Below are 23,156 nucleotides of genomic sequence, written 5' to 3' on the forward strand. Positions count from 1 at the left end.
CTCCCCGCGGCGCCGTCCCGCGCCGAGCGCACGGGAAGCCCGCCACGCGCACGGCTCCTCGACGACGGCATCCCGTGCACCCGGCGAGGTCACGGGAGATCGACGACGTCGGCCGTCAGTAGTAGACCGCAAGAGGGCCGGAGGGGCCCTCGACCACCCGCACGGGGGTGTCGAACACGCGGGTGAGCACCTCGTCGGTCATGATCTCCTCCGGGGTCCCGAACTCGACCACCGCGCCGTCCTTCATGGCGCAGATGTGGTCGGCGTAGTGGCCGGCGAAGTTGATGTCGTGCAGCACGATCACGATCGTTCGGCCCAGCTCCTCGGCGGCGCGGCGCAGGTGCTTCATCATCTGCACGGCGTGCTTCATGTCGAGGTTGTTCAGCGGCTCATCGAGCAGCACGAACTCGGTGTCCTGCGCGAGGACCATGGCGACGTAGGCGCGCTGTCGCTGACCGCCGGAGAGCTCGTCGATGAACCGCTGTTCGAGATCCGTGAGACCGAGGAAGTCGATCGCCTCGGTGATCTTGTCCTCGTCGAGCTGGGTGAGCCGCCCGCCGGAGTGCGGGTAGCGGCCGAAGCCCACGAGCTGGCGCACCGTGAGCCTGGTGACGAAGTGGTTCTCCTGTCGCAGGATCGACACGATCCTCGCCACCTGCTTCGACGGCGCCCGGTGCACGTCGAGACCGTCGATCTCGACGGTCCCCTCGTCCGGGGCGAGCAGCCGCCCCATCATGGTGAGCAGGGTGGACTTGCCCGCGCCGTTCGGCCCGATGAGGGCGACGATGCCGCCAGCCGGGAGATCGATCGAGACGGGGCCGATCTCAGTGTCGCTGCTGTAGCGCTGGACGAGATCTCTGATGCGGATCACAGTCGCCCCTTTCGGAGGATGACGAGGAGGAAGAGGAGACCGCCGAGCAGCTCGACGATGATCGTGACCGCGTTGACGAGAGTGAACACATGCTTGAGCAGGAAGTAGGCGAGCCCGAGAGCGACGTAGCCGAGCAGCCACGCCATCGGCAGCAGGAGACGGTGGTCGTAGGTGTCGGCGATCGCGTAGGCCAGCGTGGCGACGAGGAAGCCGAGGAAGGTCATCGGCCCGAAGAGCGACGTGCTCATCGCCATCAGCACCGAGACCAGCGTGAGCATCAGCATCACCTGGCGCTTGTGGTTCAGCCCGAGGTTCGTGCTGATGTCCTTGCCCAGTGACAGCAGGTCCAGTCGCCGCGACAGCATCCAGATCGCCCCTCCGGCGATCGCGCACACCGGGATGACGAACCACAGGAAATCGGTGTTGGCGTTGGTGATGCTGCCGAAGAGGCGGGCGGCGAGAACGTCGAACTCGTTCGGCTCGAGCATCTGCTGCAGGAACGTGGAGAGGGCTCCCATCCCCGTGCCGAGGATGATGCCGATCAGCAGCATGACGTGCAGGTTGCCGAACCGCCCGGAGAGCAGCCACGAGTAGAGCAGCACGGCGAAGAGCACCATCAGCGCCGACTGCAGCAGGAACCGGGCGAACGGCGTGACGCCACTGAATCCCGCGACGCCGAAGAAGAACACGATCACCGTCTGGATGAGCACGTAGAGGGACTCGAAGCCCATGATCGACGGCGTGATGATGCGGTTGTTCGTCGCGGTCTGGAAGGCGATCGTCGCGCATGCCTGGCAGAAGGTGACGACCGCGATGACGACGACGGCCGAGACGCGCATGCCCGAGATGCGCAGCCACCTTTCGCTGAACAGCGCGTACGGGTTGTTCCAGCACAGCAGCAGGGCGGTGATGACGATCGCGCCGACGATCAGGCCGATCAGCACGAGCCGGTAGCGGAGGCGGTGCGCGGGGTCGGCGAAGGACCCGGAGCGCCGCACGGACGGACGGTTCACGAGGTCAGCGGACACCGGTCCTCCTCGTCCGAAGGAGCATGAGGATGAACACGATCGATCCGACGACTCCCAGCACCAGCGAGATCGGCACCTCGAAGGGCATGATGATCGTGCGTCCGATGAGGTCGCAGATGGTCACGATCCAGATTCCGGTGAGGAACACCCACGGCAGGTTCGAGCGCAGGTCGTCGCCGCGCACCATCGACACGAGGTTCGGCACGATCAGTCCCAGGAAGGGCAGAGCGCCGATGATGACCGTGACCACTCCCGTGGTCATCGCGACGAGACCGACGCCCAGGAGCACGACCCGCTCGTAGTGCAGGCCGACGTTCGTGGCGATGTCCTTCCCCAGGCCGGCGACCGTGAAGCGGTCGGCGGCGATCACGACCACGATCGCGACGAAGAGCACGATCCAGAGCGGCTCGTAGCGACCGATCTCGATCCCGGTGAACCGGCCCATGAACCACCCGCCGATCACCTGCAGCAGATTGAAGCGCAGCGCGAGGAACGTCGACACGGCGCTGATGACGGAGCCGAACATGATGCCGACGATCGGCACGATGAGCGACGACTTCAGCGTCACCCGCCGGAGGAACGCGAAGAACACGAGCGTCCCGGCGAAGGCGAAGACGATCGCGATCACCATCTTCGTGAAGACTCCGGATGCCGGCAGCACGATGTAGGTGACGAGCAGCCCCAACCCCGCCCACTCCGTGGTGCCGACCGTCGTCGGCTCGACGAAGCGGTTCTGCGTCATCAGCTGCATCACGAGACCCGCCATCGCCATGCTCGCCCCGGCGAGGACGAGGGAGGCGGTGCGCGGTATGCGGGTGATCCAGAGGAACTCCCGGCCATCGCCCTGCGCCGCGGTGATGTCGGCGACGCCGGTGAAGATCGACACCGTCACGAGGGCGAGCGTCAGGAGGACGGCGAGGAGCAGCGGCCACGTCCGGGACCAGCGGGAGCGGTCCCGTCGGGGTGACGCGGTGGCGGCGACGGCGTCGGTGTTCGTGATCCGTCGCGGCGCCGGCGCGGAGGGCGTCGAGGTCATGGGGTCTCCGGGGCAGTGGGGCGCGCCGCCGCCGCGTCCGGAATGCGGACGGGCAGCGGCGCGCGGGTCGGCGTCGGCGCGTCAGCTCGCGTCGAACATCTCCGTGAGCCCGTTCAGGACCGCGATGTAGGCGAAGACGTCCTCGGTGAGGTAGTAGTCCGCCGGCATCACCGTGATGGCCTCGTTCTTCACGGCCGGGACGTTGGAGAGGGCGGCGGAACCGGTGATCAGCTCGAGCGCGGGGACGACGGTCTGACCTTCCTCCGACACCGCGGCGTCGCGGTCGAGGACCAGGAGATAGTCGGCGTTCGCCTGGGCGAGCGCCTCGAGCGAGACGTTGTCGCCGGTGTGGTCCGACGACCCCGCGGCGTCGAGGGCGGGAGTGAGCCCGAGCAGGCTGAAGAAGATGCTCGCGCCGCGGCCGTCGGTGGGGTTGGAGTAGTTGATCTCGCCGCCGGAGGTGACCAGGCCCATGACCGTCTTCTCGGGGTCGTACGCGTCCTTCGCCTTCTCGATGGCGGTGTGGAGCTCCTCGACGAGCGCCTCGGCCTCGGCCTTCTTGTTGAAGACCTCCCCCATCAGGGTGACGCTCTCGACGACGAACTCGTCGGCCGTCTGCCCCTCCGGACCCGTCATGTCGATGAACGCCGCGTCGGGGGCGGCATCCTTCACGCCCTGGGCGTTCTCCTCGCCGCCGAAGCGGTAGCCGTTGACCACGACGTCGGGGTCGGCCGCGACGATCTGCTCGAAGTCGGGCTCGGTGTGAAGGCCGATGTTGAGGATCTCGGTCGAGTCCTTGAGCGGGTTCTTCGGGCTGAACAGGTCGAGCGGGGCGACGGAGACGGGGAGATCCCAGTCGGCGGCGAGCTGGAAGAAGCGGTTGTCGGTGATCGCGACGCTGTCGGCGCTCTCGATGGTCACCTCGTTGCCCGCGAGGTCGGTGACGGTCACCGGATAGTAGTCCTCCGCAGCCGCGGGCTTCTCGGTGTTCGGGGCCTCCGCCGACGGGGAGGCGCAGCCGGCGAGGGCGAGCAGAGTGACGAGCCCGAGGCTCGTGGCGGTGAGGATTCTGGGCATGGACATGGAGAGACTCCTGTTCTGCGGGGGTTTTCGCGCGAAGGGCGCCGGATCGGACGAAGTTAGGGTTGCCTATCCTCGCCTCGAATGTAGGTTAGCCTTACTTCATGAGCGATACGAAATCCGGCTTCTCCATCGAGCGTCGCGGCCTCGAGCTGCGCTTCCGCACCGTCACGCTGACCGCTCGGGAGTGGCTGGCCCCCGATTTCGTGCGCGTCCGCCTCTCCGGCAGCGACCTCGCCGGCTTCGACTCCCTCGGCTCCGACGACCACATGCGCCTGTTCTTCCCGGCGGGTCCCGTCGACACCGTCGAGGAGCTGCGTGCCTCCCCGAGCCGCGAGTACACGCCGCTCGCATGGGGTGAGGACTGGCTCGACGTCGAGTTCGCCGTGCACGGCGACGAGGGCGTGGCTGCGCCGTGGGCGGCCACCGCACCGCTCGGATCCTCGATCGGCGTCGGCGGTCCCCGCGGCTCCGCGGTCATCTCGGGACAGCCCGGCTCCTGGTTCCTCGCCGGCGATGAGACCGCCATCCCCGCCATCCGCCGCTTCGCCGCGTTGCTCCCCGCCGATGTGCCCGCGCGCATCGTCATCGAGACGGTGTCGGCGAGCCGCGAGGTCGAGATCGAGGCCCCGGTCGACGTCGAGTGGGTGCACCGCGGCGACGCCCCCTCCGGCTCCGCGCTCACGACCCTCATCGACGGGCTGACGGATGCCGTCGGCGCCGACCCGTTCGTCTTCATCGCCGCCGAGCAGTCCATCGTGAAGCCCGGTCGCGCGCTCCTCGAGCGCTGGGGCGTCGACACCGCGCACGCCGTGGTCAAGGGCTACTGGAAGCGCGGCGAGGCCGAGTACCACGCCCCGCACTGAGCTCACCCGCTCTCGCGGGAAGACTCTCACCCGCTCTCGTGGGAGAGCCCGGAGCATCGGATGCCGGTGCGGCGCGCCTCCCGGCGACACGCCGCCACGCGAGCGGATGCTCCGGGTTCTCCGGCAGAGCCGACGATGCGCGACGATGGACGTATGGCACTCGTCGATCACCTGGGTATCACCGTCAACGACATCGCGCGCGGACGTGAGCAGTTCCATCCTGTGCTGACGGCGCTGGGCTACGAGCTCGGAGTCGAGGCCGAGGGCGGGTTCTCGTGGCACCACGGCGACGACACCGAGATCATCGTGTTCGCCCCGCGCGAGGCGGACTCCGGTCCTCACGTGCACGGCCGCGTCGGATGGCAGCACCTCGCCTTCGCCGTCGACTCCCGTGAGGACGTCGATCGACTGCATGCCGTCGCGGTGGATGCCGGGTGGACGGTCGTGCGCGAGCCGAAGATCTACGAGCGCTTCAGCGACACGTACTACGCCTCGTTCGTCGAGGAGGACAATGGCATCCGCATCGAGTTCATGCACAATCCGCCGCGGGACGCTTGACGCACGCAGCGGATCTCCCCTAATGTTGCAAAGCTGTGCCGACCGGCGCAGCACTCAGCCGAGGAGACGACGGATGACCGCCCTGCGGAAACTCCCCTTCACCGCGGTCGATGCCCTTCAGCAGAAGCGCAACGACCGCCACGAGTCGTACCCTCCGGCGCGCGCCGTGTAGCAGCATCCGCTGCTCTCATGCCCCGCACCGTCAGGTCCGGGGCATTTTTTCTGTGCCTCCCGACCTGTGGCTGACCATCACGAAGGAAAGGAATCATGGAGAGGCTCTCCGCACGGCTGCTGTCGTGGGCGTCGCTGATCGACGAGAAGACACTCGATCAGGCGAAGACCACGGCGCGCATGCCGTTCATCCACCCGCACCTGGCGCTCATGCCGGATGCGCACCTCGGCAAGGGGGCGACCGTCGGGTCGGTCATCCCGACCCTCGGCGCGATCATCCCGGCCGCCGTCGGCGTCGACATCGGCTGCGGGATGATCGCCGTCCGCACGCAGTTCACGAGGAGCGACCTCGACGGTCGCGACCTCGCCGAGCTGCGGGAGCAGATCGAGCGGGCCATCCCGCTCTCCGCCGGGCGCTACAACAACAAGATCGTCGCCACGGCGCAGCCGAGGATCGACGAGCTCGAGGCGCTGGCGGAGAAGAGCGGATTCGATCCGGAGTCCTACGCAGGGAACTGGCGGCTGCAATTGGGCACGCTCGGCTCGGGCAACCACTTCATCGAGGTGTCGGTCGACGAGCTCGACCGGGTGTGGCTGTTCCTGCACTCGGGTTCGCGGGGAGTCGGCAACCGGATCGCCGGCCACCACATCGCCGTCGCGCAGCGGCTGGCGAAGCAGTGGTGGATCGACCTTCCCGACCCCGACCTCGCCTACCTGGTCGAGGGCACGCCCGAGTTCACGCGGTACATCAGGGAGCTCCGGTGGGCGCAGCACTTCGCTCTGCTCAACCGGGAGGAGATGATGGACAGGGTGGTCCGGCAGGTGTCGGAGTTCCTCGGGACGACGGTGGACGAGCAGGAGCGGATCAACTGCCACCACAACTTCACCGAGTCGGAGAAGCACTTCGGAAAGCAGGTGTGGGTCTCCCGGAAGGGAGCGATCCAGGCGGATGCCGGACGGCCGGGGCTCATCCCCGGCTCGATGGGGACCGCGTCCTACGTGGTCGAGGGCCTCGGCAACCCGCTGTCGTTGAACTCGTCTCCGCACGGTGCAGGGCGGGAGTACTCCCGGTCGGCCGCGCGGCGGACGTTCACCCACGACCAGCTGCGGGAGGCCATGGTCGGGATCGAGTTCCGGGACACGGATGCCTTCATCGATGAGATCCCGCAGGCGTACAAGCCGATCGACACGGTGATGGCGGATGCCGCCGATCTGGTGACGATCCGGCACACGCTCAGGCAGCTCGTCAACGTGAAGGGCGACTGAGCACAGAGGTGGGCGGTGGCGATGCCATCGCGCACCTCTGCGTCTTCGGGGCCGAGCAGCATACTGCGCGGTCACGGGAGCGGTGATTACACTGACGTCCGAACCAGGAGATGCCCTCATGCCACGACCCGAACTCCGCCCGCCGCTCATCGGCGCCGAACGGAGCAGCGATGTTCGTCAGGACTGACGATCTCGCCTCGGCGCTGAGGCTGATCACCGCGGGTTCCTGCGTCAGCATCGTGGGGCCGGATGGCAGCGGACGCTCGATGCTGCTGCGCGAGATCGCCGGACACCTGGAGCAGCGCGGCTATCCGACCATCCGGATCCTCGGCATCGAGTCGCTTCGCGGACGCCCCTTCGACGCACTGGATCTCGCCGGCGAGACGCCGACGGGATCGTCACCGCTCCAGGCCAGACAGCTGGTCGCCGCGTTGGCCGAACGCGCGGCGGGGACGCGCGCAGTGCTCCTCGTCGACGACGCCCCGTTCGTCGACGAGGAATCGTGGGGAGTCATCGCCGCCGTGCACGCACGCACGGGCGCCACGATCGTCACGACATCGGCGGCGCCCCGAGACGGAGCCGCGAAGAGACTGCATGCGATCGTGAGCCAGGCCGCGGAGCTCCGCCTGCGTCCGCTGACCTTCGAGGCCGTCTCCGATCTCGTCCACGAGCAGCTCGGGAACGCCGTCGACACCGGCCTGGTCGGACGCGTGTACACCCGATCCGCCGGCATCCCCAGCCTGGCCGTGGCGATGATCACGGCGGCGCGCGCGTTCGGCCACATCGCGCTCGAGGACGGCACCTGGACCACGATCGGCGAGCTCTGGCACGATTCGATGTCCGGAGCGGTCGAGCACCTCCTCGCCCACCTGGACGCCGACGACCTCGAAGCGATCGAGACGCTCGCGCTCGCGGGCGTCCTGGACATCGACACCGCAGAGGAGCTCGTCGGCCGTCACGCCATCGAGTCGCTCGAATCGGCGAGCCTGCTGCTGAGCATCGAGCCGTTCGGACGTCTGTCGGTCGCCGTGACTCCCCCGCTCGTCGCCGACTACTTCCAGAACCGCCCGACCTCGGTGCGGCGCACCCGCATCCTGCGAAGGATCCAGGAGCGCTTCGGCCCCGCAGAGGACGCCGCCGCGCGCATCGAGCTCCTCCCCGGAAGCGCCGCGGACGCCTCGCTCGAACCGGATGCCGCGGAGATGGCCCTGGTGCGGCTCATCCGCGATCGGCACGCGGCGCAGCTCTCGGCACGACGGCGCGCGTGGGAGCGCGACCCGAGCGTGGAGACGGCCACGAACTACCTGTTCACGCTCTTCGACGGGAAGCACGACTCCTCGGTGGCGCTCCAGGTGTTCGAACGCACGCCCACCAGCATCGGGGACGGCGGAGCGCGGGCGATGTTCCGCATCCTCCAGGCGCGGTGGCATGCGCTCGCTGCGGGCGAGACGGCATCCGCACTCGACATCCTCGAGGCCGCCGCCGACCAGCCCCGCTACGAGACGATGCTGGAGGTCTGGGCGACCCACCTGAAGATCGTCGGCGACGGCGCGACGCGCGCGCAGATCGACCGCCTCGCGACGTTGTCAGGACGGGATGCCACCACCGACGACTCGATCAGGTCCGTCCTCTCGACGGCGCTGCTTCTTCGAGGTCGCGCCGAATCGGCGCACGAGCTCCTCACGGACGCGGACGACACCTCCACGAAGCTCGGACGCGTGCTCACCCTGCTGCACGGATGGTCCCTGCTGGGTCGGGGCGATGTGGCCGAGGCGCACGACTGGGCGGTCACCCACATCGAGCAGAGCCGGGTCGAGCTCGACCTCGAGAATCTGCGAGGGCACACCTATCTCGCCGCGGTCTCGGGGATCACCCTCGGGCGGTTCCGCGCCGCCGAGATCCATCTCGGCAGGTTCCTCGCCCTGGGAGAGCCGGGCCTGGGCCAGGAGGGCAGCCAGATGGGAGCGCTCGCGCTGGCGGCGATGCTCGCGGCCAGGTCGGGGCGGATCAGCACGGCGACATCGCTCGCTGCGCAGGCCACTGCCACCGGGGTGACGATCGGCCCCTGGCCCGGCATGGTGGCGGCGCTGCCCGACATCACCTTCCAGCTCCTCGCGGGCGATGCCGAGGGTGCGGAACGGGAGATCCGCGCGCAGATGAGCGCGCTCGAGAGGCGCGGCTACCTCCTCGCGGCCGGGATGCTGCGCGTGCTGACCTGGGGCCTCGGCGTGCAGGCGCCGCCCGCGGCGAGCGCCGACGACGACGCCATCCGCGTCGAGGGCGCCCTCGTCGCTCCGATCCTCGATGTGCGCGCGGCCGTCGCACGCGAGGACCATACGGAGCTCGCGCGCCTGGGCGCGTGGTTCGAGGAGCAGAAGCGCCTCGAACACGCGGCGACGTCGTACGAGCTGGGTCGCGACATCGCGATGCGGCACGGTGACGACGTGGCGGCGGCACAGCTGTCCGATGCGCTCGCCGACCTGCGGGGTCGACGCGATCCCCTCGATTCCGTGTCGACGGCGGGGCGTTCGAGCACGCAGGCGCAGCTGTCGAACCGCGAGCGCGAAGTCGCCCGTCTCGCCGCGCACGGCCAGTCCAATCACGAGATCGCAGAGCACCTGCACATCAGCACCCGCACCGTGGAGAGCCACCTGCTCAAGGCGTTCCGCAAGCTGCGCATCTCCGGTCGCGCGGAGCTCTCCGCGTTCTCCTGGCTCTGAGCCACGGCGACAGACGCCGCGCTCCCGCTGCGCATCACCGGGTTCGACGTGTGACGTACCCGGTCGCGCATCACGCCTACTGAGTTCCGCTCCCCCACTACGGATCTCGACCCGCACGCGGCACCGCGCGTCCGCACCCTTGAGAGGTTGCCCCGCGCACCGGAGGCACTCCGACCCACTCTCAGAGAGGACTGCCTCATGGCACGTTCAGCCCGCAGATCGACACACGCGGCCCCACCCGGCCTCCGTTCACGACGAGGAAGGACCGCCGGTCTCGCGGCGGCCGCCCTCGCCATCGGCGCCGTGGCGATTCCCGGCGGAGTCGCCTCGCCCGCGCCGGCTTTCGCCGCGGATGCGATCGACTGCTCCGCCATCTACGCCATGAACTCGACAACGGCAGCGGCAGCACGCTGTGGAGCATCGACACGGCCACGGGAGCGCAGACCGAAGTGGGCGAGATCGCCGCGGGGGCCGATGCCCGCTCGACGTTCAACGCCCTCGGCGTGCACGTCACCCCCGAGCATCCGGGCGGACTCGCCTATGTGATGCGTTCCGACCACTGGACGACGAACAAGGGCGCGATGGAGACCTACGATTTCGCGACCGGAACGACCACGAGTGTCGATGTCGTCGATCTGCCCACCGGCTGGACGAGCACCCAGACGCACGGCGCAACGGACCCGAAGACCTCACGGTACTTCCATGGCTCGACGAACGGCGGCTCCCTGAACCTGGATGCACGCGCGCTCGACTCCGGTGCCCGCGAAGGCCGAGTCCGGATCACGTTTCCGTCCACCATTCCAGGAACGAACGGCGACATGGCCTTCGATCACGGGGGAAACCTCTACGTCGTCATGAGTGACGCGAAGGAAGCGGCGATCTACGTGGTGGACGCCCGAGACATCATCCTCGGGCAGGGGAACCCCGCCCCGGCAGTGCGCTCCAAGCTGATCCAGCGCTTCACCGTCGCAGACCCGGGGAATCTCGGCATCAACGGGGCCGCCTTCGACCGCGACGGCTTCCTCGTCGTGAGCACTGAGCTCGAGCTGCTGCGGATCGACCCGATGTCGGGAGAGGTCACGAGCACGGTGACCTTCTCGGAGCCCGGCGTCGTCGACCTGGCATCCTGCACCGCCCCGAGCCACCTCACGCTCGAGAAGGACTTCCCCGAGGGCCGGGAATCCGACGATGACACCGACCAGGTGCGCCTCGCGGCATCCGGCAGCGGTCTCGGCGACATCGCCACGCAGACGACCGGCACTGCGCGGGGCGTGCAGCGCGAGCGAGTGCTCGTCCCGGTGCTCCCCGGCTCCGTCGTCACGATCGAGGAGAGCGGCACCGGCACCGATCCGGAGCGCTACCGATCGTCGTGGATCTGCCTGGATGGCGCCAGCGGCGATCGGATCGCGGGCGGCCGAGGCACTCGTGCCGACGTCACGATTCCCGAGGGCCGTCCCGACGGCGTGGGCGTGCGCTGCACGTTCACGAACACGCCGCGCGTCGAGGCGGAGATCCTCCTGACGAAGTCGGCGGACGTCTCGCAGGCCCAGGTCGGCGACCGTGTCACGTACTCGTTCGAGGTCACCAACTCCGGCACCAGCCCGCTGAGCGATGTGACCGTCGACGAGACCGCGTTCACCGGCGCCGGCACGCTCTCGCCGGTGGAGTGTCCCTCGCGACCGCTCGCTCTCGACCCCGACGAGACCGTGACATGCACCGCGACCTACGTGCTGCAGCAGGATGACGTCGACAGGGGCTCCGTCGAGAACACCGCGACCGCATCGGGCATGACGCTCACCGGAACCCCGGTGACCTCGCTCCCGTCTTCGGCGGTGATCACCTCGGAGCAGGCCCCCGGGCTCGCCATCGTGAAGTCGACGGATGCCGCGTGGTTCTGGAGCGGCAGCACGATCGACTACACCTTCCTCGTCACCAACACCGGAACCGTGACGCTCACGGACGTCCGGGTCGACGAGACGGAGTTCAGCGGCACCGGATCGGTGTCCGCGGTGGAGTGCCCGCCCGAAGCGGCATCCCTCCGGCCAGGGCAGTCGATCACCTGCACCGCGAGCTACACGACGCAGGACGCAGATCTCGCACTCGACACGATCGACAACACGGCGGTCTCTGCGGGGACCGCGCCGGGCGGCGAGCCGGTCGAGTCGGCGCCGTCGAGCGCGACCACACCGCGCGGTGACGGGGACTCGGGCAAGACCGGGCAGCCGACGCCCCCTGCCGAGAAGGGTGAGAACTCCGGCCCCGGCGGCCTCGCCGACACCGGACTGGACCTGGTCGGGCCGCTCGTGGCCGGAGGCGCGGCTCTCGCGCTGCTGGCTCTCGGGATCGCTCTGGTCCGCGCCCGTCGTCACGCCGGCAGCCACGACGGCTGAGCCGCGAACAGAGACCGCCCCGGGGCTCGACACCCCACCTCTCCCCTCGTCGAGCCCCGGGGTTCTCGCGATCCCGCACGACGACCGGATGTCGGGGGCATCCGACAGACTGTCCTCATGGCCTCCTTCGATCACCTCGGCATCACCGTCGACGACGTGCCCGCCGCATCCGCCCAGTTCCATCCGGTCTTCGAGGCCCTCGGCTACACGAGGGCGCACGACGCCGACGACCTGGCGTACTGGCGCAAGACCGACGAGCCCGAGATCCTGCTGTACCCGGCGCGCGACAACGCCACGGGTCCGCACGAGCACGGCCGCATCGGCTGGCAGCACCTCGCCTACGCCGTCGACTCCCGCGAAGAGGTCGACCGTCTGCACGACATCGCGCTGGCCGCGGGCTGGACCCCCGTGCGCGGGCCCAAGGAGTATCCGCGCTTCAGCTCGCGCTACTACGCGTCGTTCGTGGAGGATGCCAACGGCATCCGCCTGGAGTTCATGTACAACCCGCGCGACTGAAACGGGGCGCTCACACCGCGGGCGCGGCCTCGGCCTCGACCGCCCGGTCGGTGAACGCCTCCTTCGGCACGAAGACCAGGAGCACGGCGGCGGCGAGGGCCGTCACGCCGCACACCACCCAGACCGTGACGTAGCCCGCGAAGGATCCGGCCGTCCCCTCCGACGCGGCGCCGACGGCGCCGTGCAGCAGGGCGATGCCGAACACGCACGACGCGATCGCCCCGCCGACCGTCTTCACCGAGTTGGTGAGCCCGGTGGCGACGCCCGTCTGCGAGGCCGGCGCGGCCGACGCCGCCGCGGCGGGAAGGGCCGCGACGAGCGCTCCCGACCCCAGCCCGACGACGACCATGTTGGTGATGACCTGCGCATAGGAGTCGTGGAAGGGCAGGAACAGCAGGAATCCGATGCCGACCAGCACCGAGGCCCCCATCAGGGTGAGTCGCGGCGTCACGAGGCGAGCGATCACCGGGAAGAGGAGCGCTCCGCCGATCATCGCGACCAGGTAGACCCCGATGATGAGCGACGTCGCGAACCCGGTCGTCCCGAGTCCGTATCCGTACACCGAAGGGTCGGTGCGGGCGAAGGTCGACAGCGGCGCCTGCGCACCCAGCACGCTGACGCCGAACAGCCCCGCGGTGAGGAACACCGGGCCGAGCGCCGGGGAGCGGAACATCCGCACGTCGATCAGCGGGTCGCCGCAGCGCAGCTCCCACAGTGCGAACGGGATCACGAGCAGGATGCCGAGCGCGACGACCGCCCATGACCAGGGGTTCGCGAGTCCGCCGTCGAGACGCAGGAGGCTGAGCCCGCCCGTGAAGCAGATCAGCGCGAGGGAGATCAGCACGAGGCCGACCGTGTCGAAGACGCCCCCGGTGGGCTCGGGCGACTCCTTCACCCCGAACAGGACGACGAAGAAGCAGACGATGATGAGGAGCGCGGGGATCAGCAGCACGACGGTCAGCGGCAGCACGTCGATGAGCGCACCGCCGACGAGCGCACCGATGATGGCCCCGCCCTCGAGTGCGGCGACGAGGAGTCCCGCGGCCTTCGCGGTGATGGACGAGCGTCCCTCCATGCGGCGGGAACGAGACCAGATCAGCGCGATCTCCAGGGGCAGCCAGACGACGTAGAACCCCATGAGCGCCCACCCGACGAGGAACACCGCGAACGAGTCCGTGAACGGGAGCACGAGCGCGGCCGCACCGGTGAGAGCCGTCGAGATGAGCAGCATCCGCTTGTGCCCGACCATGTCGCCGAGCTTCGCGAAGGCCGGGACGACGAGTGCCGAGAGCATGAGTTGCGTGCCCTCGAGCCAGTTGACGTCGGCGTCGTGGATGCCGAGGTGGCGTGCGATGTCGCTGAGCATGGGCGTGTAGTACCCCTGCAGCACACCGCTGGTGAACTCGACGAAGGCGAGGAAGCCGACGACCGTCGCGAGGGTGCCGAGGGTCCGGGTGCGCGTCATCGCGGCTCCTGTTCAGGCGTCTGATCTCCGCTCCTGCCGGTTCCCGAGCGGAACACGGACGCGAGCAGAAGGGCGGGTGAGATCACCCTAGCCGTTCGATGAGGGCACGGTGGAACCGCTCCCCGCGTTCGAGCGCGGCGATCTCGACGTTCTCGTCGACGCCGTGGATCGACGCCCGCTGCGCGTTCGACATGTCGAGCGGCGCGAAGCGGTACACGGCCGGGGAGAAGCGGTGGAAATGACGCGAATCGGTCGCCGCCATCATCACGTACGGCACCGCGGCGACGCCCGGATACGACGCGGCCAGGGCATCGGAGAGGAGGGCGAACTGCTCGTTGTCGGTCGGCGATTCGGGCGAGGGCTCGCTGGCCTCGACGACGGCGACCTTCACGAGAGGGTCGGCGATGCGGCGACGCACACGCAGCACCGCCTGCTGCGTCGTCTCGCCCAGCGCGATGCGCAGGTTGATCGTCGCGGACGCCTGCGACGGCAGCACGTTCGCCGCGGTGCCGCCGGACTGCATCGTCGGAGCGACCGTGGTGCGGACGAGTGCGGCGGGTTCTCCACCCAGGGCGGCGAAGAGCTGGGCCGTGAGCACCGGTGCTCCCCCGAGGAGCCGAAGCAGATGCCGGGCGGGGCCGGGGGTCTGGTCGGCGAGCTGGGACAGCATCCGTCCGATCGCCCGGGATGCGCGAGGACGGAAGGTCCGCGGGCCGAGCCGGTCGACGGCCCTCGCGATGCGGCGGACGGCGGTGAGCGCCGGGGGCGCGGAGGCGTGCCCGCCCTCGCCGCGCGCCGTGAGGGTCAGGGTCATCACGCCCTTCTCGCCGACGCCGATCATCGCGGCCCGCCCAGGGACGAAGGGCAGCGGAGCCGCCACGACCGCACCGCCTTCGTCTACGACGAGCCAGGGCACGATCCCTCGTTCACGGAGCACCCGCGCGATCTCCTCGGCCGCGTGCCCGTAGGTCTCCTCGTTGCCGCCGAAGCTGAGGTAGACGTCGCGCGCGGGCGTGAAATCCGAGGCGAGCAGGTTCTCGACGGCCTCGAGCACCACGATCAGCGGCCCCTTGTCGTCGAGCGCCCCTCGCCCGTACACGATGCCGCCGTCGATCACACCGGCGAAGGGCGGATGGGTCCAGGCATCGCTCTCGTCGACGGGGACGACGTCGTAGTGCGCCATCAGCACGAGAGGTCCGTCGGAGGTCTCGCCCCTCCCCTTCCAGTGGAACAGGAGTCCGAAGTCGGTGTGCCGCTCGAGAGTCAGCCGCTCGTGGACGAGCGGATACTGCGTGGCGATGAGGGAGACGAACGCCTCGAACGGCTCCCTCCCCCGCTGGTCGAGCTCGGCCGACACCGTCGGCAGCTGGATCATCTGCGAGAGGCGTTCGGCGATGCCGGGGCGTGCGTCTGTCACGAGGGCCATCGTATCCCCGGGGTGGATGTCGGTCACGGCCGATGCGCACTCATCCTCCACACCCGCTTGTGAGGGAAAAGTTCTCCACCGTCCGCGTGTTCACCCGCCGAGCATTGGCAGGTTGAAGACCACCGACCAGAATGGGAGCGTGATCAGCATGACCGAACCGCAGACGTGGACGATGATCGGGGCGTTCATCGCCCTGATGTTCGGCATGCTGACGGTCGTGTCGACGCTGTTCGTGCGCGTCCTGCGCGCAGAGGTCGGCGGACTGCGCACCGAGATGGTCGTGCGGTTCGAGTCGGTGGATCGGCGGTTCGAGGCGATGGACGCGAAGTTCGAGGCGAAGTTCGATGCCGTCGACGCCCGCCTCGACTCGGTGAACAACCGCATCGACTCCATGAACACCCGCATCGACGCTCTCGACCGTGACGTACAGGCGCTCGTGAAGCGCACCTTCGGGCTGGATCGCGAATGACCCGCGCGGCGGAGATCGACGCCTACCACGCGCGGCAGGCCCCGAGCGACCGGGAGATCTGCGAGCTGCTCGCGCGCGAGATCGAACAGGGGCTCCCCGAGGCCGTGAGCAAGGTGTGGCACGCGCATCCCGTCTGGTTCCTCGACGGCAACCCGATCGTCGGGTACAGCCGCCTGAAGGATGCCGTTCGGCTGATGTTCTGGTCGGGTCAGTCGTTCGACGTCGACGGCCTCGCTCCGTCCGGCACCTTCCAGGCTGCCGAGGTGCGCTTCACCGACGTCACCGAGATCGACACGGCGGCGCTCGCGGGCTGGCTGGCGGCGTCTCGCGAGGTCCAGTGGGACTACGAGCACATCCGCACGAACCGCGGTCTCGTCAAGCGCACCTCGTTCTGACTGATCCTCTTGCGAGACGCCCGGAGACGGGCGCAGACTGAGCGTGCACATCGGGGCCGGCCGAGTCGAACACCTCACTCTGGGAGAAACAATGGCGAATCTCAACCCCTATCTCTCCTTCCGCGACAACGCGCGCGAGGCGATGGAGTTCTACCAGGTCGTGCTGGGCGGTGATCTCGACGTCAACGTCTTCGCGGAGTTCCCCGACATGCTTCAGGATCCGAGCGAGAAGGACCTCGTGATGCACGCGCAGCTGACCACGCCAGACGGTCTCGTGCTCATGGCGTCGGACACGCCGAGCGCAATGCCCTACGTCACCCCGCAGGGCTTCTCCGTCTCGCTGAGCGGAACGTCGGCCGACGCGACGCGGGCGGTCTGGGACGGACTCGCCGACGGCGCCACGATCACGATGCCGCTCGACGTCGCACCGTGGGGCGGCCTGTTCGGAATGCTGGTCGACCGCTTCGGCGTCAACTGGATGCTCAACGGCGACCCCGCGTAGAGCGGTCCGGTCGGCCGTGCCTTTCCGACGATCCGCATCCCCTGCGATCCGCGCAGTTCAGCGCGGCTGCACCGCACGACATGCGAGATGCAGTGCCAGGCGCGCCTCGGGATCAGCCATGTCGATCCCGAGGAGCTCCTGGACACGGCGGATGCGCACGGCGACGGTGTTGCGATGCAGCCCGAGCGCCGCGGCCGTCGCGGCGATGCCCGATTCGTTGTCCAGGTACGCCGACAGCGTCGAGAGGAGTTCGCCGCCGCCTTCCTGCAGCGGAGCGAGCAGGGACTGAGCGGCCGGCACGAAGGTGTCCGTGCCCGTCCAGGCGAGAAGGAGCTGGTCCAGGCCGAGACTGTCGACGCGCACGAACCATCCGGTCGCCGACCGCGCCGCGGCGATGCGCGCCGCATCGGCTGCCTCGTCCAACGTCGCCGCGAGACCTTCCGGGCCGCTCTGCAATGAGCCCACCCCGGTCGCGATCGTGAAGTCGCGGAGGGCCGCGGCATGCAGCTCGCGCAGGGCCGCGACGGCGCGCTCGACCCGCTCGGGGCTCGGCGCGTCGGCGAAGGTCAGCCACCCGCCGATGCCGCGGCCCGTCGTGGTGGCGTGGGCTTCGGCATCGACCGCGGCCAGGTCGGAGCTGATCGATCGCAACAGGGAGAACGGATCGAGCCTGCCTCTGGCGACCATGCGGAATCCGAGATGGTGTCCGGACGTTCGCCATCCCCGCTCCGCCATGCGACGGGCGACCTCGATGTCGGCCGCCCCGCGGATGTCGACGAAGTCGCGCAGGAGCCCGGAGGACACGGCGACGTCGTTGACGGCCGCGACCTCGTCGATGAGGAGTCGCGCCGCGACGGCCGGCATGGCCACCTCGGCGGCGACGGACAGCGCGAGCAGCTGCGCGTCGCTGAGCCCGTGACCGAACAGGACCAGACGAAGACCGCTGCGCCCCGGGCTGTCGACGCGCACCGACGCCGCCGCGAACGCCGTCGTGCGCGTGCGATCGATCCAGGAGTCGTAGCCGATGGCGGCGAGGAGCCCCTCATCGAGGTGATCTCCGGCCTCGTGGATCACGGTGCCCGCCTCGACGAGCGCGACACCGAGTCCGAGGTTCGCCGAGATGTGCCGCAGGAGGTCGGCCAGATCGTCGGCCGAGTACTCGAAGGACTGCGCCACCTTGCGCACCTGGCTCAGCGTGAGCGCGTCGCGAGCCTCGATGAGCATCCAGCACGCCTTCGCGAGCTGCACCGGACGCACGACGTCGAGCAGGGTGAGTCCGAGCCGATCGGCGAGACGCAGGGCGCCGGCATCCATCCCGGCCGCTCCGGGAAGAGCGAGCCCGGTGAAGCCGCGGTCGCGCACGCGGCGCAGCAACGCGTCCTGCTGCCAGGTCGTGGCGGGCGCCGCAGAGGTCAGCACGGCGAGACGTCCGTCGCCGTGCTCCCGCAGGTCGGCCTCTCCCGCCTCGACGGAGACCGCTGACCACGATGCATCGGAGGGGCCCGCGACCAGGCGAAGGCCGCCGTTCTCGGCGTGCGCCAGGAGGGCGCTCAGCAGCAGCTCGTTCATGCGGCATCCAGCCCGAGGAGACCGTATGCCGAGGGGAGCACACGCGCGAGTCGTTCCGGGCGTTCCCGCCACCAGCCCGGCGCGGGGATGCCGAGCACCGCGACGGTGCGGGCGAGGCCGAGATCGGTCACCTCGAGGATCTCCCGCGACACCGCATCGAGGATCACGATGATCGTCGGCGCCGAGGCGATCAGCCGCCCGTCGGCGAGAACGGCGAGGGTCTCGGAGTGCGTGACGACCCTGTGCACGACGCCGCCGAGCCCGGAGATCTCCACCGCGTTCGCGTGAGGATCCATCGGAGACGGCGCCGCGGAGACGATCCGGCCCTCCGCGAGCAGCTCGCCGCCGAGCGCCTCCGCGAGGATGGGCAGCGGTGCGCGCCCGAACTCCAGGAATGCGCGCCCGAGACCGAGCGCGTATGCGAGGTGCCCCCCGATCGCGTGCTCGCGGAGATCGCCGACCGTGAAACCGCCGAGCACGGCGCAGCCCACGCCGCCGGCCTGGATGATCGCCGAGCGCACCACCCTCTCCGCGTCGATCGGGCGCCTCGCCTCGACCAGGGCCACACCGTCGGCCCCTGTCTCGCACGCGAAGACCAGCCCCGGCACGTGATCGACGAACAGCGACATCTGATCGAGCCCTGGCACGGCACGCCCCGTGCAATCGGCGTCGACGACGACGTGGGTCCCGGCGAGAGTGAGCGGGGCGAGCCCGTTCATACCGCCGCCCTCGAGCGAGCAGACTGCGGGCACGGGATGGCCGAGCCACCGCTCGACCGCCGAGAGGAGCGGGAGGAAGGGATCGGCTCCCGGCATCCGCTCCCCCAGCAGCATGGTCGATCCGACGAAGGCGACGCCGAGGCACGGGGTGGCCGGGTCCAGGTCGGATGCCGCCGCGATGCGCATCGGCCACTCCGGAGAGCTGCCGAGCATGAGTTCGAGCATCGTGGTGGACCCGCCGCCGCCGGATCCGAGGAGCGCATAGCCGCGGGCGAGCGCGGTGAGGTCGTCGCGCGCCAGCTCCATGCGCTCCAGCCTAGGACGCCGCGAGAGTCTCGACCGGGACGAAGCCCTCGGTCAAGCCGAAGGCGGGCGGCCCGAACGCGGCGAGCGCCTCCGGAGTGCGCATCATGTCGGGCGTCGATATCCCGAGCACTCGCACGCGCTGCCCGTAGCGGAGCCCTTCGGTGGTGATCGGCTCCGCGGTCTCGTGATCGACGACGCAGATGAGATCGGGCACGATCGCGACGACGGCCCCGCCCCTGCGCGCGATGAGGTTCTCGTTCTGGAAGGAGATCTCGAAGGGCGGCTCATCCGCGTCGCCGAGCGGGGCGATGATCGCTCTGCCCTTCGCGAAGCCCTCTGTGGTGCGCCGCTCGACGTCGACGACCTTGCCCACGCAGAGCTCGCGCACATGCGGATAGAGGGTGGGTGCGAGTGTGTCGGCGATCGCCTCGAACGGAGAACGGTGCTCCTCCCGTGCCAGACGGATCGCGCGGCCGAGCGCGAGCGCCATCGAGATCGTGCGCGGCACGGCGGTGCGCCGCACGTCGGCGCCGGTCATCGCGTACTCGGCGATGTGCCCGACGCCGCCGAGGCGGATCGTGATGCCGCGGGCCAGCCACTCCATCTGCCGGTCGTCGGCGCCGGTGTCGATGACGACCCGCTCCCCGCGCTCCCCCGCGAGGGCGAGCGGCGAGCCGTGCACGCCGTAGACCGCGAAGGTCTCCATCGACAGCTCGGGGAACGCGCGCCCCATGCCGTCGGCGTCCACGACGGGGAGTCCGGTCTCCGCCGCGACGACCAGAGGGATCATCGAGTTGATCCCTCCGCACTCGATCGGCATCGTGGCATCGGCCGTGCGTCCGAGGTGCTCTTCGAGGGTGCGCAGCGCGAGGGTCGGCTCGGTGCCGGCGGGGATCTTCTCGACCATCACGGTGGGCGCGCCCATCTGCGCCGTGGGGATCACGAACAGGTCGTCGGCGAGCTCGTCCGGATCGAGGATCGTGATGCTGCCGTCGCCGAGGACGCGTTCCACGAGCATCTTGCCGATGTACGGATCGCCTCCGCCTCCCGTGCCCAGCAGCGTCGCGCCGCGCGCGAGGTCGGGAAGATCGGCCGCCGTGAGCTGCCAGCTCATCTGGCCTCGCTCCTCACGCCGGGCGCATCGCCTGCGACCGCGCCCGTCGACACGGCGCCGTCGAATCGGTGGGCGGCGATGTCGTAGCCGAAGTACCCCGGACCGACCATCGCGAGCGCCTCCGCCGAATGCCAGCGCTCGTCTGCCGGCGCCGCGATCACACGGACGCGCTGTCCGTAGCGCAGCCCTTCGGTGGTGATGGGCTCACCCGACTCGCCGTCGAGAATCATGATGAGGTCGGGTGTGGTGGCGAGCACGGCGCCGTCGCTCTCGGCGACCAGGTGCTCGTTCTGGAACCGCAGCGTCAGGGACGATCCGCCCTCGGCGTCGATGCGCGCGCTGCCACGAGCGAAGCCGGTGGTGGTCGCACGCTGCACGTCGACGACCTTGCCGTCGAAGAGCTCGCGACCCCCGAGCAGGTCGACCACCGCCGACACCGGGTCGGACTTCTCGTCGCGGGCGCGGGCGATCCGCTCTCCGATGGCGATGCAGCGGGAGAGCGAGCCGCCGACGAGCGACTCCCTGGCCGCTGCGCCCGTCATCGAGAATCCGGAGATCATGACGGAGCAGCCCATCTCGACGCACGCGACGCGGGCGATGCGCTCCGTCCAGGAGTTGTCCACCGTCTGCAGCACGCCGGTGTTTCCCTTTTCGTCGCTGAACGCGAGGGGCGAGGCGGTCACTCCGTAGAGGGTCGGCAGCACCATCTGGAGTTCGGGGAAGGCGCGCCCCATGCCGTCGGCGTCCACGAGGGGGAGGCCGAGGGCGGCGGCCGCCGCGATCGGGATGGTGGAGTTCACTCCCCCGACCTCGGCGCACGCGATGTGCGTGACCGGTCGGCCGAGGTGGATGCCGAGGGCCTTCACGGGCTCGATGACCTCGTCGAGGCTGGGAAGCTTCTCGACCATCACGGTCGGCGCGCCCATCATGGCGACGAACAGGACGAGTGCGTCGTCGGGCACCTCGTCGAGACCGACGACGGTGACCTCGCCGCCGGCGGCGAGCGCCTGACGGGCGAGCAGCGCGCCGATGTACGGGTCGCCGCCACCGCCGGTGCCGAGCACGGCGGCGCCACGGGCGAGACCCTCGATGTGGGCGGGGGTGATCGACCAGCTCATGTCAGGCCCCCATGTCGAGATCGCCGACCGCCTTCACGCGGATGCGTGTGGCGTTGCCGGGGAGGTACGGGATCGGCACCTCGTCGAAGTCGATGATCGCGACCGTCGAGGGCTTCGCGCCCGCGGCGATCGCCTTGTCCACGGCCTCCGCGCGCACCTCGGCGAGCGTCTCGTCCCTGCGGCCCGGTTCGATCGCGTAGACCTTGTCGATCTCGCCGCCCACCTGGGCGATCGAGGCGCCGATGGCGTTCGCGACCGCGTAGTTCTCCGGGCGATGCACCGTGCCGAACAGCGGCAGCTCGTCCGGCAGGAGGATCGATCCGCCGCCCACCGCGACCACGGCGATCGGCTCCGGTGAGGTGCGCATGCGGTCGACCGCCTCGGAGACGCGCTCGGCGATGCGATCGAGCACTCGCGCGACGAAGGCGGGGTCGAGGTGGGCGACCTTCGACGGATCGCCGACGGATGCGCGTCCGGCCGCCACGGCGATGTCGGTCGCGGTGAGCGTCGATCCCCCGAACACGAGCGCTTCCGTCGTGAGCCGATAGCCGACCGAGGCCGGACCGACCTCCGCGGTCTCCTCGTCGACGATGCTGCCGCCGCCGATGCCGAGCGACAGCACATCCGGCATCCGGAAGTTGGTGCGGATGCCGGCGACCTTGACTTCGTTGGCGGTCTCTCGCGGGAAGCCGTTGATGAGGAGTCCGATGTCGGCGGTGGTGCCGCCCACGTCGATCACGGCGCAGTCGTCGAGCCCGCTCGTCGCCGCCGCTCCGCGCATCGAGTTCGTCGGACCCGACGCGAAGGTCGCGACGGGGTAGCGACGCACGTACTCCTCGTCCATCAGCGTGCCGTCGTTCTGGCTGAGGAAGATCGGCGCCTCGATGCCCTGAGCGCGCACGGCGGAGGTGAGCCCGTCGACGATCTCCGACGCGAGCTCGCGGAGCGCGGCGTTGATGATGGTCGCGTTCTCGCGCTCGAGCAGGCCGATGCGGCCGATCTCGTGGGACAGCGAGATGGCGGCATCCGGCCCGAGCACCGACGACACGATCTCCGCCGCCTGCACTTCGAGGTCGTGGTTGACCGGGCTGAAGACCGACGAGATCGCCACAGAGCGGATGCCGTGGGTCTTCATGTCCTCAGCGTGCGCGCGGATCTCGTCGGGATCGAGCGGCGAGATCGGGCGACCGTCGAACTCGTAGCCGCCGTGCGCGAGGTAGCTGCGCGCCTGCGTCGCCGCGACCAGCGCCTCCGGCCAGTCGATCAGCGGAGGCAGCGCCCGCGTCGCCGGCAGCCCGAGCCGGAGGGCGGCGACCGGCGCCAGCCTGCTCGCCTGCACGAGCGCGTTGATGAAGTGCGTGGTGCCGATCATCACGGCCTCGATGTCGGATCCTTCGAAGGCGTGCCCCGCTCGCAGATACTCGATCGCCTGGACGATGCCGCTCGTGACGTCGGGGGTCGTGGAGTGCTTCACCCCCGCGAGCGTGCGGGTCCGGTCCATGAGGACTGCGTCGGTGTTGGTGCCGCCGACGTCGATGCCGATGTGCATGATTCTCGCTTCCGTGTGGTGG

General features: G+C 69.6%; 20 protein-coding genes. 9 read left to right on the top strand and 11 right to left on the bottom strand.

Annotated elements, in window-relative coordinates; all coding sequences use genetic code 11:
- Window positions 1-115: 115 nt before the first annotated feature.
- The 4 genes from LC438_RS15115 to LC438_RS15130 all read right to left on the bottom strand — a co-directional run bounded on the left by LC438_RS15115 (window position 116) and on the right by LC438_RS15130 (window position 4,018).
- Window positions 116-871, bottom strand: coding sequence for an ABC transporter ATP-binding protein (locus LC438_RS15115; protein ID WP_223587062.1), 756 nt, complete (start codon window positions 869-871; stop codon window positions 116-118).
- Window positions 868-1,899: an iron chelate uptake ABC transporter family permease subunit gene (locus LC438_RS15120; RefSeq protein WP_219844617.1), complete on the bottom strand. Its 1,032-nt coding sequence runs from the start codon at window positions 1,897-1,899 to the stop codon at window positions 868-870. The genes LC438_RS15115 and LC438_RS15120 overlap by 4 nt, the downstream gene beginning before the upstream one ends.
- The gene (locus LC438_RS15125) at window positions 1,889-2,935 is read right to left on the bottom strand and encodes an ABC transporter permease (RefSeq protein WP_105675460.1); all 1,047 of its coding nucleotides are present in this window, start codon (window positions 2,933-2,935) and stop codon (window positions 1,889-1,891) included. The genes LC438_RS15120 and LC438_RS15125 overlap by 11 nt, the downstream gene beginning before the upstream one ends.
- A gap of 81 nt (window positions 2,936-3,016) precedes the next feature.
- Window positions 3,017-4,018, bottom strand: coding sequence for an ABC transporter substrate-binding protein (locus LC438_RS15130; RefSeq protein WP_105675458.1), 1,002 nt, complete (start codon window positions 4,016-4,018; stop codon window positions 3,017-3,019).
- A gap of 101 nt (window positions 4,019-4,119) precedes the next feature.
- Here LC438_RS15130 and LC438_RS15135 point away from each other — a divergent pair, with 101 nt between their 5' ends.
- The 6 genes from LC438_RS15135 to LC438_RS15160 all read left to right on the top strand — a co-directional run bounded on the left by LC438_RS15135 (window position 4,120) and on the right by LC438_RS15160 (window position 12,502).
- Complete coding sequence (locus tag LC438_RS15135; RefSeq protein WP_105675456.1) at window positions 4,120-4,881, top strand: siderophore-interacting protein; 762 nt, start codon at window positions 4,120-4,122, stop codon at window positions 4,879-4,881.
- Between the two features lie 153 nt (window positions 4,882-5,034).
- Window positions 5,035-5,439, top strand: a complete 405-nt coding sequence (locus LC438_RS15140) for a VOC family protein (protein WP_105675454.1) — start codon at window positions 5,035-5,037, stop codon at window positions 5,437-5,439.
- 267 nt (window positions 5,440-5,706) lie between these two features.
- Window positions 5,707-6,876 (top strand): RtcB family protein, encoded by a 1,170-nt coding sequence (locus LC438_RS15145; RefSeq protein WP_223587063.1) that lies wholly within the window; start codon window positions 5,707-5,709, stop codon window positions 6,874-6,876.
- A 170-nt stretch (window positions 6,877-7,046) separates the two neighbouring features.
- Window positions 7,047-9,596 carry a LuxR C-terminal-related transcriptional regulator gene (locus tag LC438_RS15150; RefSeq protein ID WP_223587064.1) on the top strand — a complete coding sequence of 850 codons (2,550 nt, stop codon included), beginning with the start codon at window positions 7,047-7,049 and terminating at the stop codon, window positions 9,594-9,596.
- Window positions 9,597-10,045: 449 nt separating this feature from the next.
- On the top strand, window positions 10,046-11,986 hold the full coding sequence (locus tag LC438_RS15155) for a DUF11 domain-containing protein (protein WP_223587065.1): 1,941 nt from the start codon (window positions 10,046-10,048) through the stop codon (window positions 11,984-11,986).
- A gap of 117 nt (window positions 11,987-12,103) precedes the next feature.
- A complete protein-coding gene (locus LC438_RS15160) occupies window positions 12,104-12,502 on the top strand; it encodes a VOC family protein (RefSeq protein WP_105675446.1) in 399 nt (132 codons plus the stop codon).
- 10 nt (window positions 12,503-12,512) lie between these two features.
- Here the strand turns inward: LC438_RS15160 and LC438_RS15165 are convergent, their stop codons facing one another.
- Together LC438_RS15165 and LC438_RS15170 are read right to left on the bottom strand one after the other, a co-directional pair.
- On the bottom strand, window positions 12,513-13,967 hold the full coding sequence (locus tag LC438_RS15165; RefSeq protein ID WP_105675443.1) for an MFS transporter: 1,455 nt from the start codon (window positions 13,965-13,967) through the stop codon (window positions 12,513-12,515).
- An 82-nt stretch (window positions 13,968-14,049) separates the two neighbouring features.
- Entirely contained in the window at window positions 14,050-15,393 is a 1,344-nt protein-coding gene (locus LC438_RS15170; protein ID WP_105675535.1) for a M20/M25/M40 family metallo-hydrolase, read from the bottom strand.
- Window positions 15,394-15,541: 148 nt separating this feature from the next.
- Between LC438_RS15170 and LC438_RS15175 the strand changes: the two genes are divergently transcribed.
- From LC438_RS15175 to LC438_RS15185, 3 genes are all read left to right on the top strand, one after another.
- Window positions 15,542-15,862, top strand: coding sequence for a hypothetical protein (locus LC438_RS15175; RefSeq protein ID WP_223587067.1), 321 nt, complete (start codon window positions 15,542-15,544; stop codon window positions 15,860-15,862).
- Window positions 15,859-16,257: a DUF1801 domain-containing protein gene (locus LC438_RS15180; protein ID WP_105675439.1), complete on the top strand. Its 399-nt coding sequence runs from the start codon at window positions 15,859-15,861 to the stop codon at window positions 16,255-16,257. Before LC438_RS15175 ends, LC438_RS15180 begins: the two co-directional genes overlap by 4 nt.
- Before the next feature lie 91 nt (window positions 16,258-16,348).
- Complete coding sequence (locus tag LC438_RS15185) at window positions 16,349-16,759, top strand: VOC family protein (protein ID WP_105675437.1); 411 nt, start codon at window positions 16,349-16,351, stop codon at window positions 16,757-16,759.
- Window positions 16,760-16,816: 57 nt separating this feature from the next.
- Here the strand turns inward: LC438_RS15185 and LC438_RS15190 are convergent, their stop codons facing one another.
- The 5 genes from LC438_RS15190 to LC438_RS15210 are packed head-to-tail and all read right to left on the bottom strand — an operon-like array spanning window position 16,817 to window position 23,134.
- On the bottom strand, window positions 16,817-18,328 hold the full coding sequence (locus LC438_RS15190) for a CdaR family transcriptional regulator (protein ID WP_223587068.1): 1,512 nt from the start codon (window positions 18,326-18,328) through the stop codon (window positions 16,817-16,819).
- Window positions 18,325-19,353 (bottom strand): DUF917 family protein, encoded by a 1,029-nt coding sequence (locus LC438_RS15195; protein ID WP_105675433.1) that lies wholly within the window; start codon window positions 19,351-19,353, stop codon window positions 18,325-18,327. Before LC438_RS15195 ends, LC438_RS15190 begins: the two co-directional genes overlap by 4 nt.
- Before the next feature lie 10 nt (window positions 19,354-19,363).
- Entirely contained in the window at window positions 19,364-20,467 is a 1,104-nt protein-coding gene (locus LC438_RS15200; protein ID WP_105675431.1) for a DUF917 domain-containing protein, read from the bottom strand.
- Window positions 20,464-21,585: a DUF917 domain-containing protein gene (locus LC438_RS15205; protein ID WP_105675429.1), complete on the bottom strand. Its 1,122-nt coding sequence runs from the start codon at window positions 21,583-21,585 to the stop codon at window positions 20,464-20,466. Before LC438_RS15205 ends, LC438_RS15200 begins: the two co-directional genes overlap by 4 nt.
- A gap of 1 nt (window position 21,586) precedes the next feature.
- A complete protein-coding gene (locus LC438_RS15210; protein ID WP_223587069.1) occupies window positions 21,587-23,134 on the bottom strand; it encodes a hydantoinase/oxoprolinase N-terminal domain-containing protein in 1,548 nt (515 codons plus the stop codon).
- Window positions 23,135-23,156 lie beyond the last annotated feature (22 nt).

Origin of the sequence: Microbacterium sp. OVT16B (assembly GCF_019969705.1) — a bacterium.
Lineage (GTDB): Bacteria > Actinomycetota > Actinomycetes > Actinomycetales > Microbacteriaceae > Microbacterium > Microbacterium natoriense.

What these genes read in the sequence shown, in the direction of transcription:
- LC438_RS15205 (WP_105675429.1), bottom strand. Translation starts at nt 21,585, where the DNA reads ATGAGCTGGTCGATCACCCCCGCCCACATCGAGGGTCTCGCCCGTGGC.
- LC438_RS15175 (WP_223587067.1), top strand. Translation starts at nt 15,542, where the DNA reads ATGACCGAACCGCAGACGTGGACGATGATCGGGGCGTTCATCGCCCTG.
- LC438_RS15195 (WP_105675433.1), bottom strand. Translation starts at nt 19,353, where the DNA reads ATGGAGCTGGCGCGCGACGACCTCACCGCGCTCGCCCGCGGCTATGCG.
- LC438_RS15185 (WP_105675437.1), top strand. Translation starts at nt 16,349, where the DNA reads ATGGCGAATCTCAACCCCTATCTCTCCTTCCGCGACAACGCGCGCGAG.
- LC438_RS15135 (WP_105675456.1), top strand. Translation starts at nt 4,120, where the DNA reads ATGAGCGATACGAAATCCGGCTTCTCCATCGAGCGTCGCGGCCTCGAG.
- LC438_RS15125 (WP_105675460.1), bottom strand. Translation starts at nt 2,935, where the DNA reads ATGACCTCGACGCCCTCCGCGCCGGCGCCGCGACGGATCACGAACACC.
- LC438_RS15160 (WP_105675446.1), top strand. Translation starts at nt 12,104, where the DNA reads ATGGCCTCCTTCGATCACCTCGGCATCACCGTCGACGACGTGCCCGCC.
- LC438_RS15210 (WP_223587069.1), bottom strand. Translation starts at nt 23,134, where the DNA reads ATGCACATCGGCATCGACGTCGGCGGCACCAACACCGACGCAGTCCTC.
- LC438_RS15145 (WP_223587063.1), top strand. Translation starts at nt 5,707, where the DNA reads ATGGAGAGGCTCTCCGCACGGCTGCTGTCGTGGGCGTCGCTGATCGAC.
- LC438_RS15190 (WP_223587068.1), bottom strand. Translation starts at nt 18,328, where the DNA reads ATGAACGAGCTGCTGCTGAGCGCCCTCCTGGCGCACGCCGAGAACGGC.
- LC438_RS15140 (WP_105675454.1), top strand. Translation starts at nt 5,035, where the DNA reads ATGGCACTCGTCGATCACCTGGGTATCACCGTCAACGACATCGCGCGC.
- LC438_RS15150 (WP_223587064.1), top strand. Translation starts at nt 7,047, where the DNA reads ATGTTCGTCAGGACTGACGATCTCGCCTCGGCGCTGAGGCTGATCACC.
- LC438_RS15180 (WP_105675439.1), top strand. Translation starts at nt 15,859, where the DNA reads ATGACCCGCGCGGCGGAGATCGACGCCTACCACGCGCGGCAGGCCCCG.
- LC438_RS15200 (WP_105675431.1), bottom strand. Translation starts at nt 20,467, where the DNA reads ATGAGCTGGCAGCTCACGGCGGCCGATCTTCCCGACCTCGCGCGCGGC.
- LC438_RS15165 (WP_105675443.1), bottom strand. Translation starts at nt 13,967, where the DNA reads ATGACGCGCACCCGGACCCTCGGCACCCTCGCGACGGTCGTCGGCTTC.
- LC438_RS15130 (WP_105675458.1), bottom strand. Translation starts at nt 4,018, where the DNA reads ATGTCCATGCCCAGAATCCTCACCGCCACGAGCCTCGGGCTCGTCACT.
- LC438_RS15170 (WP_105675535.1), bottom strand. Translation starts at nt 15,393, where the DNA reads ATGGCCCTCGTGACAGACGCACGCCCCGGCATCGCCGAACGCCTCTCG.